Annotated in this window: 18 protein-coding genes and 3 pseudogenes; 13 read left to right on the top strand and 8 right to left on the bottom strand. The window is 55.6% G+C overall.

The features are described 5' to 3' along the window. Positions 1-231: 231 nt before the first annotated feature. The 4 genes and pseudogenes from ASC96_RS33640 to ASC96_RS03740 form a co-directional block, all read left to right on the top strand. Positions 232-452 (top strand): annotated as a pseudogene (locus tag ASC96_RS33640) (IS6 family transposase); the annotation flags it as partial. Between the two features lie 144 nt (positions 453-596). Beyond that, positions 597-854, top strand: coding sequence for a type II toxin-antitoxin system VapB family antitoxin (locus tag ASC96_RS03750; RefSeq protein WP_060501551.1), 258 nt, complete (start codon positions 597-599; stop codon positions 852-854). Continuing rightward, positions 851-1,255, top strand: coding sequence for a type II toxin-antitoxin system VapC family toxin (locus ASC96_RS03745; RefSeq protein WP_060501550.1), 405 nt, complete (start codon positions 851-853; stop codon positions 1,253-1,255). The genes ASC96_RS03750 and ASC96_RS03745 overlap by 4 nt, the downstream gene beginning before the upstream one ends. Further along, positions 1,252-2,397 (top strand): site-specific integrase, encoded by a 1,146-nt coding sequence (locus tag ASC96_RS03740; RefSeq protein WP_060501548.1) that lies wholly within the window; start codon positions 1,252-1,254, stop codon positions 2,395-2,397. Before ASC96_RS03745 ends, ASC96_RS03740 begins: the two co-directional genes overlap by 4 nt. A gap of 352 nt (positions 2,398-2,749) precedes the next feature. On the opposite strand, the gene ASC96_RS03735 is transcribed toward ASC96_RS03740, so the two are convergent. Next, the gene (locus ASC96_RS03735) at positions 2,750-3,259 is read right to left on the bottom strand and encodes a response regulator (RefSeq protein WP_060501547.1); all 510 of its coding nucleotides are present in this window, start codon (positions 3,257-3,259) and stop codon (positions 2,750-2,752) included. A 395-nt stretch (positions 3,260-3,654) separates the two neighbouring features. After that, positions 3,655-5,274, bottom strand: a pseudogene (locus ASC96_RS03730) (aconitase family protein); the annotation flags it as partial. Between the two features lie 461 nt (positions 5,275-5,735). On the opposite strand from ASC96_RS03730, the gene ASC96_RS03725 reads away from it, so the two are divergent. The 4 genes from ASC96_RS03725 to ASC96_RS03710 all read left to right on the top strand — a co-directional run bounded on the left by ASC96_RS03725 (position 5,736) and on the right by ASC96_RS03710 (position 7,756). Next, a complete protein-coding gene (locus ASC96_RS03725) occupies positions 5,736-6,728 on the top strand; it encodes a heparin lyase I family protein (protein WP_060501545.1) in 993 nt (330 codons plus the stop codon). Positions 6,729-6,863: 135 nt separating this feature from the next. Next, on the top strand, positions 6,864-7,370 hold the full coding sequence (locus tag ASC96_RS34350; protein WP_348270788.1) for a hypothetical protein: 507 nt from the start codon (positions 6,864-6,866) through the stop codon (positions 7,368-7,370). Further along, the gene (locus ASC96_RS03715; protein WP_060501541.1) at positions 7,354-7,539 is read left to right on the top strand and encodes a hypothetical protein; all 186 of its coding nucleotides are present in this window, start codon (positions 7,354-7,356) and stop codon (positions 7,537-7,539) included. Before ASC96_RS34350 ends, ASC96_RS03715 begins: the two co-directional genes overlap by 17 nt. Before the next feature lies 1 nt (position 7,540). Further along, positions 7,541-7,756 (top strand): hypothetical protein, encoded by a 216-nt coding sequence (locus tag ASC96_RS03710; RefSeq protein WP_060501540.1) that lies wholly within the window; start codon positions 7,541-7,543, stop codon positions 7,754-7,756. A gap of 207 nt (positions 7,757-7,963) precedes the next feature. Here the strand turns inward: ASC96_RS03710 and ASC96_RS03705 are convergent, their stop codons facing one another. Together ASC96_RS03705 and ASC96_RS03700 are read right to left on the bottom strand one after the other, a co-directional pair. Continuing rightward, on the bottom strand, positions 7,964-8,194 hold the full coding sequence (locus ASC96_RS03705) for a hypothetical protein (RefSeq protein ID WP_060501538.1): 231 nt from the start codon (positions 8,192-8,194) through the stop codon (positions 7,964-7,966). Next, entirely contained in the window at positions 8,191-8,520 is a 330-nt protein-coding gene (locus tag ASC96_RS03700; RefSeq protein WP_060501536.1) for a hypothetical protein, read from the bottom strand. Before ASC96_RS03700 ends, ASC96_RS03705 begins: the two co-directional genes overlap by 4 nt. A gap of 171 nt (positions 8,521-8,691) precedes the next feature. On the opposite strand from ASC96_RS03700, the gene ASC96_RS03695 reads away from it, so the two are divergent. The 4 genes from ASC96_RS03695 to ASC96_RS03680 all read left to right on the top strand — a co-directional run bounded on the left by ASC96_RS03695 (position 8,692) and on the right by ASC96_RS03680 (position 10,927). Further along, the gene (locus tag ASC96_RS03695) at positions 8,692-9,546 is read left to right on the top strand and encodes a Ku protein (protein WP_060501534.1); all 855 of its coding nucleotides are present in this window, start codon (positions 8,692-8,694) and stop codon (positions 9,544-9,546) included. A gap of 3 nt (positions 9,547-9,549) precedes the next feature. After that, complete coding sequence (locus ASC96_RS03690; RefSeq protein WP_060501532.1) at positions 9,550-10,359, top strand: Ku protein; 810 nt, start codon at positions 9,550-9,552, stop codon at positions 10,357-10,359. A 64-nt stretch (positions 10,360-10,423) separates the two neighbouring features. Beyond that, entirely contained in the window at positions 10,424-10,672 is a 249-nt protein-coding gene (locus tag ASC96_RS03685; protein WP_060501530.1) for a hypothetical protein, read from the top strand. Between the two features lie 12 nt (positions 10,673-10,684). Beyond that, a complete protein-coding gene (locus ASC96_RS03680) occupies positions 10,685-10,927 on the top strand; it encodes a hypothetical protein (RefSeq protein WP_060501528.1) in 243 nt (80 codons plus the stop codon). A gap of 119 nt (positions 10,928-11,046) precedes the next feature. On the opposite strand, the gene ASC96_RS03675 is transcribed toward ASC96_RS03680, so the two are convergent. Continuing rightward, complete coding sequence (locus tag ASC96_RS03675) at positions 11,047-11,256, bottom strand: hypothetical protein (protein WP_060501526.1); 210 nt, start codon at positions 11,254-11,256, stop codon at positions 11,047-11,049. A gap of 705 nt (positions 11,257-11,961) precedes the next feature. Here ASC96_RS03675 and ASC96_RS33635 point away from each other — a divergent pair. After that, positions 11,962-12,207: pseudogene (locus ASC96_RS33635) on the top strand (hypothetical protein); the annotation flags it as partial. A 209-nt stretch (positions 12,208-12,416) separates the two neighbouring features. On the opposite strand, the gene ASC96_RS03665 reads toward ASC96_RS33635, so the two are convergent. The 3 genes from ASC96_RS03665 to ASC96_RS03655 form a co-directional block, all read right to left on the bottom strand. Beyond that, positions 12,417-12,833 (bottom strand): VOC family protein, encoded by a 417-nt coding sequence (locus ASC96_RS03665; protein WP_082511924.1) that lies wholly within the window; start codon positions 12,831-12,833, stop codon positions 12,417-12,419. A 267-nt stretch (positions 12,834-13,100) separates the two neighbouring features. Further along, positions 13,101-13,787 carry a glutathione S-transferase family protein gene (locus tag ASC96_RS03660; protein WP_060501522.1) on the bottom strand — a complete coding sequence of 229 codons (687 nt, stop codon included), beginning with the start codon at positions 13,785-13,787 and terminating at the stop codon, positions 13,101-13,103. A 3-nt stretch (positions 13,788-13,790) separates the two neighbouring features. Further along, positions 13,791-14,177, bottom strand: coding sequence for a VOC family protein (locus ASC96_RS03655; RefSeq protein ID WP_244481839.1), 387 nt, complete (start codon positions 14,175-14,177; stop codon positions 13,791-13,793). Positions 14,178-14,218: the final 41 nt, after the last annotated feature.

Here is a 14,218-nt window from a genome sequence, read left to right as displayed (position 1 = left end):
AGGCAGGCAACTCCAGCTTAGCAACTTACGTCACCGTCCCTTAAATCACCGGATTGCGGGGAGTGAATTGTTAAAAAGGTTTGTCACAAGCTTTTCTGGATTATTCAGCATGCAAAAGTTGACATCGATTGCGCCGCTCTCAATTGAATACTCCAAACCGCCCTGCACCGCACCGTCAACATAACCGACCTGTCGATGGTTGGACGACGATCGAGGTGATATTTGGCCAGCATGACCGAAAAACCGCTTACCCGTCACCACCGCCGTCGTTTTCTAGCCGCGATTATCGCCGATGCCGATTGGCTTTATTATCGAGTTCCGCTGAGTTTCGCGATATCGAAGACCTGCTTGCCGAACGCGGGATCAAAGTGTCGTTTCATACAGTGTCGGAACGGGTGGCGAAATTTGACCTCAAATCCGCTTGTCAACTCCGGCAGCGATCATGCGGCAACACATTTATTGTCCGCCACATGTTACTCCGGGATCGCTCACTACCGATAACTACGTCTTATCGGAAATAAGCCATCTTCGTCGAAATCCTTGCCATCTCGGCACGCGATCGCTATCTTGGACACAGAAATCCGATGAGGCTCACCATGTCCGAACCGCAGCTCTCCATTCGCAGCAGCAAGGCCCGCGATCTGGCTCACGCACTGTCCCGTCGCACCGGCCAGCCGATCAACCGGCTCGTCGAACTGGCGCTTGAGCGTTATGAACGAGAGCTGAGCGACGAGCTGGCGAAAACGCCCGGTGACGCTCTCTGGGACCTGATGGCGGAAGGCCGCCGGTCCGTGCCCCCAGGTACCACATCCGCCCATGACGATTTCTACGACGAATTCGGCCTGCCGAAATGATCGCCATCGATACGTCGGTGATCCTGGCGACTTCGTTGCGTGAACCTGAAGCCGAGCGCTTTCATTCGCTCGTCACCCGCGAGGAAATTGTTATCGGCTGGCCGACGCTTCTGGAAACCAGAATGGTGCTCGCCGGTAGAGGTTTTTCCAACCCTTCGGCAATCATTGAGCAACTCGTTGCTCTGCCAAACGTGACCGCAGTGGCGTTCGGAGAGCGTCACTATCACGCCGCTGAGAAGGCATTTGAACAGTTTGGTAAGGGCCGCCATCCGGCCAGCCTCAACATGGGCGACTGCTACTCTTACGCCATCGCCACTATCGCCAAGGCGCCGCTCTTGTTCAAAGGGCACGGTTTCGGGCAGACGGATCTGAAACTCCATCCCGCGTCGTCGATGACATGAAAAGCGCCGGACGAAATCCTGTCGATCGCCGTGCTCACAAACTTGATACGATCGCCGCCGTGCTGCCGATCGAGCGGCGTGAAGAGCTGGCGGAGCTGCTGACCGACCAGGATGTTGAGACGCTGCGGCATCTGGTCAACGAAGGCATGGGCGACAACACACTCAGGGCCTTGACTTCGGACTTGGCTTACCTGCAGACCTGGTCGCTCGCCGCCACCCATAATGCCCTGCCATGGCCGGCGCCGGAAGCACTGCTGCTCAAATTCGTTGCCCATCACCTGTGGGATCGGGCGCAGCGAGAGCTCAATCCGGATCACGGCATGCCGCCGGACGTTGAACGCAGCCTTCGTGAGCAGGGCTTCTTGCGAAACGACGGACCGCATGCACCGGCGACCGTGCAGCGCCGGTTGGCCAGTTGGTCAACGCTGACGAAATGGCGGGGGCTCGACGGCCTGTTTTCCTCCCCCGCCGTCAAGTCCGCCATCCGCCTCGCAATTCGCGCCACGCCGCGCAAACGACGGCGCAAGAGCGCCAAGGCTGTCACCGGCGATGTCCTCGCGAAAATGCTCGCCACCTGTGCCCGCGCCGAACTTCGTGATCTGCGCGACCGGGCAATCCTGATGCTGGGCTTCGCATCCGGCGGCCGTCGGCGGAGCGAGATTGCTGGGCTGAGGAGAGAGCAATTGACTGTCGAGCAGCCGGTCTCTGTCGAGGACGATCCTCCCCTGCCCTCCCTGTCGATCCATCTCGGCCGCACCAAGACCAGCGGGACGGAAGACGATGAAATCGTCTATCTGACAGGTCGCCCCGTCGAGGCGCTCAATGCTTGGCTTACCGCGGCAAAGATCGAAAATGGCAGCGTGTTTCGCGGTATCGATCGCTGGGGAAACGTCTCCCGCCGGCCGCTCGATCCGAAGGCGATCAATGATATCGTCAAGCTGCGGGCCGGAATGGCCGGGCTCGATCCGAGTGAATTTTCCGCGCATGGTCTTCGGTCGGGTTATCTCACGGAGGCCGCCAATCGCGGCGTTCCCCTGCCCGAGGCGATGGAGCAGTCCAGACATCGCTCTTTGCAACAGGCGTCAGGCTACTACAACAACGCAACGCGACGCAGTGGAAAAGCTGCCCGCCTGCTCTCATGAAACCTTGCTGCAAAGCGCAGCGATCATCAATCATCAGGCTCGCGCATCTCAGTCATAATCTAAGCCGAGATCGTCTCGGATTGACCCTGCCACATAACCCTAATATTCGACTTCTCACACAACCGTGGATCGGTGTGGCATAACAATCATGCCGGGTGCAGACCCTGCATCTGAGTACCCAGGACTTTAGGCTCCCGTCGCAAATGGCGGGGGCTGAAGTCTTGGCGTATTTGGGCAGCGGGTGGAACAATTGCATTGGCCTATCCGTATGTCACGCTGGGAACTGCTCACCGGCTTTCACTGCGGCTTTCTCACGGTGCTGCATTGAAGGGAGTTAGGCATGGCTGGAAACTCAACCGCCATCATTTATGACGTCGCAAGCAAGGCTATTTTGATCGAATACCGCGACAAGGTGATCGCGCTCGCCGGACCTTAGCCTAGCCAACAGGACGCCAAGCGGCAGTGCTTCACGGCCCTTACGAGCTCTCCTTCGATGAAGGGTTTTCGCACCCAGGCAGCCGCCCGAAAATCTGTTGGGAGATCGGCGGGATGTCCGCCCGAGCAAAAGATAACCGGGATATGTCGCACCTGCAAAATGGTGGCGATAGCCGTCCCCTCCCCATCCCGAAGAATGCACGTCAAGGACAGCGACCGAAGGACTTCGGACGGTTAACCACCCCATCGCGTGAGCTTTTAATGAGTGGACCTCCACGGCATACCCCGCATCCTTCAGTGTCGCCTCGATGTCGATCGCGATAAAAGGCTCATCCTCGACAACAAGAATGGTATCGACCTGGAGGGACTCCAAAACGGTCGTCATCTCACGAGAGAGCGCCTGGAAGAAAATCCTGTCCACCGCCATCATCCATTTCCGCAAACCTTACGGCGGCAGCAGCAACTTTGGAGCCAGTCGGATCAGAGATTTGGCAAGCGTGCAGACCGCTTAAAGAAAGCCGCGATAGTTGCCCTGGCGCGCAAAGCCCTTATCGCGCTGTGGAAGTTTGTCACTTATCCTACCTGCAAGCAGAGGCTGAACTCCGGCGTAGCCTTCTCAAGCCTCTCGCCTTTGATTTGAAGCACACAGCACGGCCAATCGGCCTGACCTTGCGAACAAACTGGATGCCGACGGCAGCACAGGCCCAATTCCTGCGACACGTTTCAGATACCGGATCGGTTAGTAATTAGGTGCTGAAGCGCGACCCATAATTTCAAAATAGGCAAATCGTGGAAATATCTAAACCAGAGACGTCGCCGTAATTATGGAACGGTGTCGAGTTGATGTTCCGCCTTGCGCTTCGATAAAGCCATTTTATCACGTACGATGACAGGTAGTATTCCCCCGGCTTTCAGCGTCTCCACCTCTGCCATTGTCTCGATTGCGGCTGTTGCGACGAAGGAGAGAACTCCGCGGCCAACGCGCCGGATCGTCACACGGATCGCGCTCCGGGGGAAAACGCGATCAATGTCCGCGTCGATTTCCAGAGTGTCTCCGGATTTAAGATCAAGCATCGATGGTCCGAACTCTGGAGCGAGCCGCAGCGGCAATATACCCATGCCAATAAGATTAGAGCGGTGAATGCGCTCGAAACTCAGGGCCAAGACGGCACTGACACCGAGGAGCGAAACTCTCTTGGCCGCCCAGTCCCGTGAAGAGCCCATTCCGTATCGATTGCCTGCAACGATGAAGACGCGCTGGCCTTCCACGGCATATCGCTGTGCCGCATCCCACAAGGGCAGGATTTCCTGCGATGGCCAGTGGATGGTGAAACCGGGAGGAATGTCATCTCCCAGCCTGTTTCGCACAGCCCGGTTGGTGAACAGTCCGCGGACCATGGCTTCCCAGTGGCCACGCCCGGAGGCGTAGACATTCAGGTCCTTCGGATTGTCGCCCGTCGCGGTTAGATATCTGCCCGTTTCACTCGCGGCCGGGATCGCGCCGGCCGGAGAGATATGATCCGTCGTAATATCGTCGCCGAGGACGAGCAATGGGTGGGCCGTGTAGTGTCCGAGCAGGCTGCCTTTGCCGAAGCTGGCAAAGGCAGCCTGCGAATGTAGGTCGATTTGTCATCCCAGGGGAAAAGCATTGTTTCGGGCGCATCGAGGTCCCGCCACATGCGGCTGGCCTCTGCTTCGGCGTAGGCCGGCGTGACATCGTTGCTGTCGGTTGCAAGTGCGGCTGCCTCGTCGATCTCCGCACTTTGCGGCCAGAGCATTGCCAGCGTGACTGCTCCGCATCCGACGAATAACCGATGACGTCGCTCATGATATCGATCTCGACGGTCCCGGCCAGGGCAAAGGCGATCACCATGGGAGGTGATGCTAGGAAACCGGCTTCGAGCTGGGGATGAACCCGGCCCGGAAAGTTGCGGTTTCCGGAGAAAACCGCAACAGGGAGGATGCCACGTTCACTCATTGCTTTGGTAACCGGTTCTGTCAGCGGGCCGGAATTTCCGATGCAGGTCGTGCAGCCGTAGCCGACGATGCCAAAACCGACGGCTTCCAGATCCTCAGCAGACCCACTCGGCGAAGATAGCGCTCCGCCGTCGGCGAGCCGGGCGCAAGCGAGGACTTAACCCAGTGGGGGGGATGCAGACCATAGGCGCGGGCCTTTCGAGCAAGTAGCCCTGCCGCGATCACCAGCCTCGGGTCGGATGTGTTGGCGCAGCTAGTGATGGCTGCAATCGCTACCGCGCCATCGTTTGGCTGGTCCGGAATGGAGATCGCATTCTTCTTCATCGAAGCGATGGCAGCTTTCGTGCCGCTCACCGGCAACCTGTCCTGCGTGCGGGTTGGCCCTGCCAAGCTGGGTTCGACACTGGCAAGATCAATCTCAATCGTGCTCGTGTACCTCGGCGCAGTGTTCGGATCGAACCACAGCCGTGGACGGTCTTTATCCTGCCCTTTGAATCGGACGATCGCGGGAAGAGTGCGTTCTTTTCCCTCTCCGTCGATCTGAATAACCGCAAACCCAAGACATCCATCAAGGTGCTTGTCGTAGGTCCATGCCACCAAGGCATGCGGCCCCCCTGGCAAATAAGAGAACAATTGCAAAAGAAACAGGCACAGATGTTGTGAGCTCGGCTTCAACTACGAGGAAGAATCTTGTTCACGAGACTAGATGCTCTTTGGTAAATGATACGAATACGTTGAACACACGAACTGCCAAATTTTCGAATAACCCGCACAAATACTAAGTCGCCTTGACAGCCTAGAGATACACTTTAATCTTGCATTTGTCATTTGGCTTATTTCACGTATCCATGTTCATTCTCATATTTTCCGATGAGACACTTCCGCGCGCGAAGCCCCAATGAAATGAGGATGTCAAGCAAAGAAAAATGAGCTTCATTCTGACACTCGTGTTGCTGTCGAGCTGTTTCAGGATCGCGCCGGACCTTTCCGCTGCAGCGATACAGGATGACTTCTCGAGCAAGACTCCGGACAAGCACTGGTTTGTTTGCAAGAGACCGGAGAACAAATTTTCATTCGGCTACGTGAGCGATGGCCGTACAACGATGACCTCGGTCGTGGCTCCTTTGGCCAAGACTCATGCGCTGCGAGAGAAGCACACCGGTTGCATCGATGAAGATACAAACGACCATACGCCGGACGGCGACGAACGGTCCGAAATTTGGGAAGCCAGCGACAGATGGGTCGGACTGGGTAGCAATGTCTGGTATCGTTTTGACATGTTCGTTGACGACAGCATTACGTCCTCGACTGGCCGCTTCGTCATCGGCCAATGGAAAGAGGAAGGATCCGGTCGCGATGCGCCATTGTTGGCACAGCGTTTCAACGGCCGGAATTTCTCCGTGACAGTGGAACAAGATAATTTAGCTTCGGGGCATAGCGACGCCGACAATCTCTGCCGAGTGCTGATCGCAGACCAGGCATCTTTAGCATCTAAGCCCGCGGGATCGCCGCATGGCGACAGGGAAACACCGCCTCCTCTAAGTGTGGCTACACTCCTGGCTGACTCAGCGACCGACAGCCCCGTCGTCGCAAAAGACAAAGGTTGCGCAGTTGGAATCATTCCCCAGCAATATGGACGACTTCCCGATCCATTCGGGAGATGGACGACGATGGTCTACCATCTCAAACTCACGCCCAACGGTTCGGCGTTAATTGAAATCTGGGCCGATGGCGCTCGCGTTGGAAAGACCAGCGGCAGGATCGGCTTCAAAAAAGAAGGCACTCATCTCAGGCAGTATTTCAAGTTCGGGTCATACCGCGATCCGGCACCTTTCGAGACAACGACCAAACTGGCAAACTTTTATAGGGGAACCCAGCGGTCCGATGTCGATCCCGACGGCAAGCTGACACCGCAATAGCTCGGATGTAAGGTTCTGTACACAATCTGCCCGTCCTTGATGGTTGCATTTCGGTCACATGCCCGATCCATGCAGGCATCTGCAGATGTTTCACAGAGACACTATTGACAAAGGCGCCGCCTGGTTGACGCCGACATGAACGAGCAAGCAACGCGTCTGAAGGCTCTGGAAGCGCAAGAACAACTGGGGGATTCAAAACGCTGCAGATCGCTAATTCGAAATCCGAAACATCATGCAGCTGTCGCGGTAACTCAGGCCAGCATCTTTTCCATTGGGCTTGACTCTCGTTCGGACGAGAACATAATAAGAACTTGCACGGCGGATGCGGAACGCCAATCTGAAAATCAATGCAAGTTTGATCCATTGCCTCGGTGCGATGGAAAAGGAAAAGCCATGCCTACGATCAGCGCAGCCGCGTATGACATCCAATATTCCCGCCCAATTGATGAGATCGCCGCTGCCCTCGCTTTTCACGACGGCGACCCGCGGGCTACGATTGGAACCTTGCTGGCAGACGTAAGGTTCTTGAAGCAACAGCTCGCCATTACACAGAGTGGGATGAGCATTGGTTTCACCCGTGGATGGGAGCCAAGCTACGAGCGTGGAGTCGTGGAGGAGAATGGTCATGCCGGACAGCCTTGAGTTCGTGGATCGACAGTGGGAGAGCCGGAGTACGGCATCCATACTAATCGCAGAAGCCATCGATAGCTTAATGGCGCAGGGAATGGGCGAGCACGACGCCATCGGCGCCCTCGAAGATGCACTGCAGACCCGGCGTATCATCTTGAATATGCAAATCACACAGGATTGAAATGGGCTGCTTTGAGGAAAGCAAGGCTGAACTGACCGAGATTCTACGGGGATTTGGCGAAGAAGCCAAAGGGCTTTACTCCGTGGGCGCGCCCATGCTCGCGAAGGGCCTCAGTGAAGACGAGATCGTCAACTTACTAATCTCGTTGGGTCGGAAGAAGATCATTGAGTTGCTGCCGGACAATCGGGTGCGAGTGCTGGCCGAACTGAGTGGTTAATCGCGACCAAAATCACGGGCGGACCAACAATGAGCGATGAGAGAATTTACATTGTCCGGACGCCGCCCCTCAGACGTGATCATTGGTGTGGTTATGAGGGCTGCAAATAATGGGGCACATTTGGGAAGGATCGCCGTGGCGTCACCGAGTGGCGGTGCAGCGAATACTTAGCGGCCGACATTGGGACAGCCCACCGCGATTTCTAAACTAATGCGACACGCGGTATTGGCGGCGCGCCTGCTCTTGTATGGCTTCCGCTAGCGCGGCCCGGCGCACCGCTGGCAGCTTCAAGATGAACGTATCCATGTCTCGCCCAAAATTCGACCACGCCTTGTCACCGGCTTCGCCGCGATCTATCACGCCGGCCGCTTCCAAATCGGTGCGATCCATGTTCACGCGGGCAAGCGAAATATGCAGTAGATCCGTTCCAGTGATCATCGCCCTACCCCTTGCTGGCGGAGATTTAGCGTTCCATGGCTCGACTGCCGGGGCGTCATGTCTGGCTCAGCGGCATCTTCGTCCATGACTGCCTTTTGGTAGCAATCGCCAATATCCTGGGCGATGCCGTCCGCGTCATAAAGATACCCGTCCGTCCCGCCATCTGTCTCGATGATTTCGGCAATGGCGTTCATCATGACGCGACCAAACTGTTGCAGGGCATCCCTGTGACGATCGGCGCCCCCGTTGGCGAATTCACGATTGGCCTCGTCCAGCGCCTGACGCATAGCTTGAAACGATCCGTCGATATGGAGTTGCGCATTCATGCATCACCCTCCTGTCAGGGGACTACTCGAAATAGAATCCCGCAACGCAAAACTCGTGGATAAGTTCACCTTACTATAGACAAGGTGCTAAATGCCACAATTGATTCGCGTATTAGCCGGAACAAACGTACTCTCCCTCCGTTGAATCGGCGCTCATCGGGAGAAACCAATATGGCGGGACGTGCTCTTTGGAAGGGTTTTCTGAAGTTTGCCGAGATCAGCTGTCCGGTAGCGCTCCATAGCGCAGCCTCTACTTCGGAGCGCGTAAGCTTCAACACCCTCAACCGCATGACCGGCAACCGCGTCAGGCGAGAGTACGTCGACATCAACACATGGAAAGTGGTTGAGAAAGAGGACCAGATCAAAGGTTATGAGGTCGATGATAATCGCTACATCCTGTTCGAACCTGACGAGTTGTCTGCCGTCGTGCCCCCGAGCGACAAAACGCTCAGGATCCAGTCCTACGTGCCATTCCAGGAGATCGACGACCTCTACTTCGACAAGCCTTACTACCTCCTGCCCGATCGGCTCGGAGAGGAAACTTTTGTGTTGATCAGGGATGCGATGCGCGAATCCAATGTTGGCGCGCTTGCGCAGGCGGTGCTCTTTCGCCGGCTCAGAACGGTTTTGATCCGGGCTCACCGCGACGGCTTGATCGCGACCACCCTCAACTTCGACTACCAGGTTCGCTCTGCAAAAGATGCCTTTGCGGACATTCCGGCACTGAAGATCGAGGGCGAGATGCTCGATCTGGCAAAGCATATCATCAAGACGAAGGCTGGAGTGTTCGATCCTCGAACCTTCGACGATCGTTATGATGCCGCTCTGGCCGAGTTGGTGAAGGCCAAGATCGAGGGGCGTGCTGTCAAGGTGACGAAGCAGCCAAAAGTCGAGCCTTCGACAAACCTCATGGAAGCGCTGCGGATGAGTGCGGGATTTGGGTCAGCTCGGGCCTCTAAACCTCGCACCGCAGCAGCGCGCGCAGCCCTTGCCCCACGGCCGGCTGCACGCAAGAAGGCAGGTTAAGCCATGGCCGCCGTCAAACCATACTGGAAAGGTTACCTGAAGCTTTCGCTCGTCACCTGCCCCGTGGCCCTTTCCCCCGCCACCAGTGACACCGAGAAGGTGCGCTTTCACACGATGAACCGTGCCACCGGCAACCGTGTTGCCTCGCGGTACGTCGACAGTCTCACCGGCAAGGAGGTCGAGCCAGACGATCAGGTCAAGGGATACGAGCGCGGTGAAGGCGACTACATCATTCTTGAAGAGGAAGAACTGGATGCGGTGGCGCTTGAGAGCGTCCGGACTATCGAGATCGAGCTGTTTACGCCGCGCGACTCCGTCGAGTGGATCTGGCTTGAGAAGCCGCACTATCTCGTTCCGAACGACAAGGTTGGAGAGGACGCTTTCGCGGTCATTCGGGATGCTATGCGCGCGGAGAACGTAGTCGGGATTTCCCGCCTGGTGTTCGGCCAGCGGGAGCGTGCGGTGATGCTGGAACCCCGTGACGAGGGCATCGTCCTATGGACGTTGCGTTATGGCGACGAGGTGAGGCCGGAAGAAGAGTACTTCTCAGGCATCAAGGCGAAGCCTGAAGGAGGTCTTGCGCCACTGATGAAGCAGCTAATCAATCAGCAGACAAAAAAATGGTCACCGATCACTGATCCCATTCAGGAGCGGTATGTCGAACTCATCGCCGAGAAAAAGAAGCAGATGAGAAAAACCGCAAGGACAAAGGCCAAAGACGCGCCGGTTGGGTCCAGGAACAACGTCGTCGATCTCATGGCTGCATTGAAGAAGAGCCTTGAAGGAAAGAACCAGACCAAGAGCAGCCGTTAACCGATTGGGTTGCTGTTCGAGACGCTGAGCCATACCGCATTATTCTCTCCCATAGGACTGCGTCATGACGATCGAAGCCGCAAGGTATTTAGTGAGCCACCCGGACCGGCACCTTTCGTGCCAAGAAGCAGTCGAACGCGACTTAGTCGAGCTTATCGACAAAGCGAATATGAGAGGCTGGGGTACGGTCGAGACAATGGACGCGATAGACGAGGTTATGAAACACCTTCGCCTCGCCTACGCCGAAGATCCTGACCCGGCAGAGGAACCCATCATGGATGCCCGCTTGTTTTTGCACAAGCACGCGACGTAATGAGGATAAGCCATGACCATCTATGCTTGGACCATCAAAGTGCCGGGCCACCAGGATGTTCAGCACGTCACCGAATTCGCTGAGCTATGCGATTATCTGCGCGTCATGGATCTTCCCGGCGTGGCGCCGCCGGAGTTCGTCACGCTCGATGCTGAGGTGCACGACCACGGCACCTACATCCACAACGAAGGTAGCGTCGATGAATGGTCGCTGACGTGGACGAAGGTTGACGGAAACGCGGAGGTCTTCGACTGATCGCATTAATTTTTCATTAACTACCTGCTGGCAATATTAGCGTGAGCTTGAAAACGGAACTCTCAAGCGGCTGAAAACATATACCCCAGACCCTCCTGCGGAAATGCGGGAGGGTTTTTCTAAACTGTTTTGTCGACTTTGGTGCTTATCCGGATCTCGCCGCATTGCTTGCGAAGATAATCAACCCGTGCGCCGGCATAGGCGCGAGCATCATTTTCCTGGCGAAACGACCGGTGTTCGGTGGAACCATTATTGAGAATGGTGACCACCCAAAGGCTTTTATCAAATCGTATGTCGAATTTGATTTTTGATTGATCTTTTTCCGTCACAATCGCCCCCTCATTTTAAAGATTACCAATCGACGAAAAAACTATTCAAGTCGTCACCCGTTTGGGAAAAAGATCGAGGCGGCGTATGTGATCGCTCTGTGCGTGAACACATTCTAACTTACAAGCACTATTGCTGTGGAAAATGTACCTCGCCCGGTTGTAGGCTAGATTAAGCATATTGAAATTCGCTGCAGACTGCCGACACATGGGCTCACATTTTCTGTGAGGCGATATGAACCATCGTATTCTGTCGGATAGTGATATCGAGCTGCTTAAGCGTGCCCTTATTCGTCGATGCAAGTATTTGGGCATAAGTCCTGATGGTGCTGCCGCCCACTCAGCCGCCGGCCAATTGTTGGAACTCTTTCATCTCGGCTGGACAGACGAGCAACAATTGGCAACGGGGCCGATCGCGATGTCCCCCGGGGACAATTTTCACTGATTGCTGATCCTGTTCGGCGCTCGCGTAAGAAGGCTACAATGATAAAATCGAAGGCCCCCGCTGCCAGCGAGGGCCAAAGTTTTAGGTGCTCAAATGCTTCGAGCACTCGCTCGACAGGTCCAGAATGACACGGTTTATGACGAGTTTCTTATTTACCCTCTATTAACGTTACCTGGAGCATCGTCGTCTCCTATGACACAATCCGGCGATGAGGACGGAAGTTCGGCCCAGCCTATGTAAAGCAATTTCGCAAGGGGCAACATTGCGTACTTGAAGCTGACAGTCCGCTGGCTGAGTATCGCAAGATCACGGACGAGATCGTAAGGCGTATGCCGGATGAGAGCAAATATCCACGACCGGCCGCCGAAGCCGTCAGGTCGTTCCTATTGCTACGGCTGGGCCTTCACCTTGGGCTCAGACAAAAGAACCTTCGCCAACTACGTGTCTGCCCCGGTGGACACTATCCGACGTCAGAACGCAGGCTGGAGAATCTGAAATGCGGTGACCTGCCCGAAACGCGCCGCCCCCTCGATCATGTCGACGGCGTTATCCGGCGCGCCGCGCGCCACGGCGTTGAGCAGATTGAGCACGGACGGATTGATTACCTCGAACCCCTCCCGACCTCAGGGCTTAATGAAGCTAATCACCACTTCGCGGATGCCTGCCCTGAGATCGCCGGGCCTTGTTGAGAAGGTGTTACCCTGTGCATACGGAACCCCTATTCCGCTAGTACAGCGAAGAGGCTGTGGATGTTACCCTCCGGATCGGCAAAGAAGCCGGCAAAGTGTCCCCAGTGCTTCTTCGTGGGGTCGGCGATGGATCGCCCACCATTCACCACGATGTGGTTAAACCGTTCGATGACATCATCTGTCGATGCACATTCGAAATTGAGCTCGAAGGCTTGGCCAGTGAACTGCGTGCGGTACTCAGGGTGATCGTGCGTATTGGGGCTCATGCCGATCCTAGAGAAGATGGCAAGGCGGATGCCTTCGCCTCCAAAGGCGACGTAGTCCTGCTCCATGATGTCAACGCGAAGGCCGAGCGCGTCACGGTAGAAGGTCGCGAGCTTGGCTACGTCATCTGCGAGAACAGTGATTTCCTCCAATTTAGCAATGGCGGCTTTGGTCGTAGTCAATGCATAATCTCCAATTTCGTTTCTATTCTGTTCTGTTCTTTACTAGCGCCGATTCGCGCTGTGTGGCGACACTGAGGTTAGATGCTTAAGACCGACCCCCGACCTAAACTACTTCGCGGGAGGGGTGTCCTCTTCAGCAGGATCGCGCGTGATGATTGTCATGAAAACCATGATAACTTGCACGTCTTCGGGAAATATACTGTTGTTGCGTGATCCAAGATGTTGATTGTTGCGTGATCCAAGATGTTGATTGTTGCAGCAACAGTTCTACCCACTTGTCGTGCCTAGTACCCGAGCGACGTGGCTTTCCTTTTGGGCGATGAACTGTATGAGTTCAGCCTCGTAGGTTGGCGGTACCGCGTTCTTCACCGATTTATGACTGCCTACTAGAGCCCACCATTCTGTGAGTTTTGGTGGTAGCGCGTCACTCAGTTTCGTTTCCGACACTCTATCGAAAACAGAAAAATACCGGAAAAGTGTTGCAAACACCCCGTCGACAAGGCCGAAAGCATCACCCGCTAAGTATTTGTGCGGCTGAAATCGGCCGTTTACAATCCACAGCCGCTCCTCAAGCTCTCGCAACGAGATTGCGAAAGCGGATGCGTCGACATCGCGGTAGATAATGCGGGCGACGATATTCAGCATGCCATCCGCATAGTCCATCCAGGCTTCATGACAAGCGCGTGCCCAAGGATCGCTGGGCGTTAGACCTCCTCCTGTCACCTCATCCAGATAACGGGCGATAACACCGGATTCGAATAGCCATTCGTCGCGCCCAGCCCAAAATACCGGCACTTGACGGCCCCGCGATATATCGCCGAGCCATGCAGGTTTATTGTCGAGGTCGATATCGATCCGTTCAAAGTCAATGCCTTTTTCGATCATGACGATAACGACCCTTTGCACATAGGGGCACAATCTGTGCCCTACGATCTTGTAGGGTTCCACCACCATGGCTCAACTAACCATGCAGTGGACATTGAGTTTGTTGCCGTCCAGATCGCGGAAATAGGCGGCGTAAAAGGCCTCGGCCCGAAAGCCGGGCTTGCCTTCATCGACGCCTCCCAATTTCAAAGCCTTCTCATGCACCAGGTTAACCTGTGTCTGGTCGGATGCCGCGAGCGCAATCATGACGCCGTTGCCGACCGAGTATTCTTTTCCGTTTTCAGGAACATGAATTGAAAAGGCCGCGCCGCCATTTTCGACTGCCCAGACGATGAAATCGTCCATGTGCATTACCTGTTTTGCGCCGAACTCCGCCAATAATGCGTCATAGAAGCTTTCCGCGCGGGAAAGATCGGCCGTGCCAAGCGAAGTGTATCCAATCATATCCATATCTTTCATTGCTGGTGTCGGTACGAGTTGAGGATATTACGTTGCAAAAA

The sequence above is a fragment of the Rhizobium sp. Root1204 genome (genome assembly GCF_001424965.1).
Taxonomy (GTDB): Bacteria; Pseudomonadota; Alphaproteobacteria; order Rhizobiales; family Rhizobiaceae; genus Pararhizobium.
This window is presented reverse-complemented; position numbering and strand designations above follow the sequence as displayed.

Coding starts and splice junctions, on each gene's coding strand:
- ASC96_RS03750 (WP_060501551.1), top strand. CDS start 597: ATGTCCGAACCGCAGCTCTCCATTCGCAGCAGCAAGGCCCGCGATCTG.
- ASC96_RS03745 (WP_060501550.1), top strand. CDS start 851: ATGATCGCCATCGATACGTCGGTGATCCTGGCGACTTCGTTGCGTGAA.
- ASC96_RS03740 (WP_060501548.1), top strand. CDS start 1,252: ATGAAAAGCGCCGGACGAAATCCTGTCGATCGCCGTGCTCACAAACTT.
- ASC96_RS03735 (WP_060501547.1), bottom strand. CDS start 3,259: ATGGCGGTGGACAGGATTTTCTTCCAGGCGCTCTCTCGTGAGATGACG.
- ASC96_RS03725 (WP_060501545.1), top strand. CDS start 5,736: ATGAGCTTCATTCTGACACTCGTGTTGCTGTCGAGCTGTTTCAGGATC.
- ASC96_RS34350 (WP_348270788.1), top strand. CDS start 6,864: ATGAACGAGCAAGCAACGCGTCTGAAGGCTCTGGAAGCGCAAGAACAA.
- ASC96_RS03715 (WP_060501541.1), top strand. CDS start 7,354: ATGCCGGACAGCCTTGAGTTCGTGGATCGACAGTGGGAGAGCCGGAGT.
- ASC96_RS03710 (WP_060501540.1), top strand. CDS start 7,541: ATGGGCTGCTTTGAGGAAAGCAAGGCTGAACTGACCGAGATTCTACGG.
- ASC96_RS03705 (WP_060501538.1), bottom strand. CDS start 8,194: ATGATCACTGGAACGGATCTACTGCATATTTCGCTTGCCCGCGTGAAC.
- ASC96_RS03700 (WP_060501536.1), bottom strand. CDS start 8,520: ATGAATGCGCAACTCCATATCGACGGATCGTTTCAAGCTATGCGTCAG.
- ASC96_RS03695 (WP_060501534.1), top strand. CDS start 8,692: ATGGCGGGACGTGCTCTTTGGAAGGGTTTTCTGAAGTTTGCCGAGATC.
- ASC96_RS03690 (WP_060501532.1), top strand. CDS start 9,550: ATGGCCGCCGTCAAACCATACTGGAAAGGTTACCTGAAGCTTTCGCTC.
- ASC96_RS03685 (WP_060501530.1), top strand. CDS start 10,424: ATGACGATCGAAGCCGCAAGGTATTTAGTGAGCCACCCGGACCGGCAC.
- ASC96_RS03680 (WP_060501528.1), top strand. CDS start 10,685: ATGACCATCTATGCTTGGACCATCAAAGTGCCGGGCCACCAGGATGTT.
- ASC96_RS03660 (WP_060501522.1), bottom strand. CDS start 13,787: ATGGTGGTGGAACCCTACAAGATCGTAGGGCACAGATTGTGCCCCTAT.
- ASC96_RS03655 (WP_244481839.1), bottom strand. CDS start 14,177: ATGAAAGATATGGATATGATTGGATACACTTCGCTTGGCACGGCCGAT.